This is a genomic window from Prevotella sp. C561 (assembly GCF_000224595.1).
Classification (GTDB): Bacteria; Bacteroidota; Bacteroidia; order Bacteroidales; family Bacteroidaceae; genus Prevotella; species Prevotella jejuni.
The window spans coordinates 105365-107803 of record NZ_JH114143.1; the positions used below are offsets into that span (position 1 = coordinate 105365).

Annotated in this window: 1 protein-coding gene; it reads right to left on the reverse strand. The window is 49.1% G+C overall.

The genetic code is table 11. From position 1 onward, the window contains the following. Window positions 1-19 precede the first annotated feature (19 nt). Window positions 20-2439, reverse strand: a 2420-nt coding sequence (locus HMPREF0666_RS05995) for a DUF6531 domain-containing protein (protein WP_009011471.1), incomplete at its 5' end; no start/stop codon positions are given.

The following is a 2439-nucleotide window of genomic DNA, read 5'->3' on the forward strand; positions in this document are numbered from 1 at the left end:
TGCACTCCGCCTCGTAAGTTCACGCTCCGTCTCCACGTCCTACCCTGTCACGCTGCCATCTGGCTGACCATCCTCCGCTGTTCATCTCACTGAGATTGCCATCCTTATCGTGGGAATAGTCAATACTTGCACCAAGACTGCTCTCGGTGTGCACGTGGCGTCCTGTACGGTCATACTTGCGCATGATGCAGTGCCCGCCCTGTGTCTCTTTCACTATCCGCCCTCCAAGGTCGTGCTTGAAGGCTACTTTTATTTCCTTGTTCTCAGCACGCAGTAGCCGCCCATCCTCGTCATAAGCAAAGCGGCTTGTTCGACCGTCATGCTGTGTTTCCTGCAGGATATTGCCCACACCGTCATACTCATAGTCAGTCTGTCTTCCCTCGGGACGTACAACCCGTATCACCCTGCCAGCACCATCACGAAGGTACTTTCGCTGCAGACCGTCAAAGCCAGTCTCTTCCACGACACGACCGAGTCCGTCAAGACGGAAGGAATAGCATTCACCGCCCTCGTTGATAATTTCACGCAGCTGCAGCTCACCGTCATAACGGAAACGCACATGATGGTCGAGCTGACGCCTACCGATGAGCGTTCCCAGTGGCCCATACTCGAACTCCACCTTGCGCAGCCGATCAGAAGCTACGATAAGGTTGCCCGATGTATCATAGGAGAACTCGTGCACATTGCCATCTGGTTCATGCAGGCGTATCAGATTGTCAGCATCATCATAGCTGTAGGAAGTCACGTTGCCCTTGACGTCCGTTGCCTTGACAAGTCTTCCACGCTCATCATACTCCCATGTACGGTGAATGCCATTTGGGAAGACAAGCTGCTGGAGTTCCTGCCGATTGTTGAACTTCAACGTGTAGATGCGTCCCTCCATGTCAGTAATAGTCTTCAGTGCGCCTCCCTCATAGGTATAACTAAAACTGTTACCGTCTGGCAATGTACGTTTAATCACACGGTCATACTCATCATATTCCCATGACGTTCTACGCCCAGTACTGGTAATAACGGACGTAAGGTTCCGACGTCCGTCGTAGGCAAGTCTTGTCTTCGACCCGTTTTCATCCGTCATCTCTACAGGAAGACCGAAGTTGTTGAATACGGTACGACGACTGTAGCCTTCGGGGTTTACTACAACATCCAACTCCTTGAACTCATTGTAATGCTGGCGAGTAATACCGCCGTTGGCGTCTACTATCTTGTAAATCAGCTTATTGTCGTGATAGTAGTATTCCGTTGTGTGCCCCAGTCCATTAGTAGTCCGTGTAAAGCCATCACCATACTCAATATGGTATTCCATTACGCCGTCGTCACCCCAAGTATGAATACAACGTGAGGCTTCCCCTTCACCGTCGTATTCCCAGTGAAAGCTCATACCTGACTGGTTGGTGAGCTTGACCAGCTGGTGACCGACATAATAAAAGAATTTCCTCGTACCAAAAGAATCCTCCGTGGAGATCATATTACCTGATGAATCATAGTGGTAGCCCACAAGAGGAATGTCCTTGCCATCCGCTCGTCTGAAAATTTTCTCTACACGTCCTTGACAATCAGTATTTACATAGAGAGTCTCACCACGTGAATCAACGATTTCCTTCAGCGCCCCCTTTGTTGTATAACGGAAAAGAATCTTAAAGCCGTCTGCCGTAGAAATTTCTGTAAGCATTCGAAATCCACCGGCACGTTGAACGCTCGCAAAATGATAGTACACTCCCTCGTCATCATTATAGATGGTGTAACCGTCTTCCGTGTGCTTCCATTCCAGATGTTCCTTCCGGTCATAGAAACTCTCACCTGTTTGCAAGTATGGGCATCCTGTTTCTCGTCCGGTAGGATGGCGGAATATCATACCAAGGCCAGCCTCTTCTCGTATGCTCATATTATAACTATGGTGCCAGTTGTAGCCAAGAGCTCCTGGTACATCCACATCACTGTAATAAGTTCGTTCCCATACCAATGGAATCGGACCAGACAATTCAAAGTCAGTATTAGTATGGTATACACGCCCCGTGGCGGCGTCTACTGGCTCACCGAAAAGGCAGCAGTTCATTTTTTTATTTATCTTCCCCAGAGGAGTCTTCTCAAATGCTTCTGAGAGTTTCTGATAGGCCTTGGTTTTGGTCAGACACTTAAGTCCCATTTTCATTGCCAATTGAAAAAGGTCTATCGTTGGTGGACCACCTACAAGGACCGGATTACCACCTGAGGTTATAATGGAAAGTAGCTGCGTGGGCAGGAAGCGTGAGACACTTGGCTTCTTGAACTTTCCCGGATGAAGTCTCGGAGGCGGTGCAAAACCAAAGGTGCTACATGAAAGGGCTGGATGGAACTGCGTTGAACAAGGACCTCCGTCTGCAAGTACCGTAGAGCTTCCCATCCACATCTCGGCATCAGCAAAAGGAGACGTGACAGGAAAAATGTGTATGACAACAG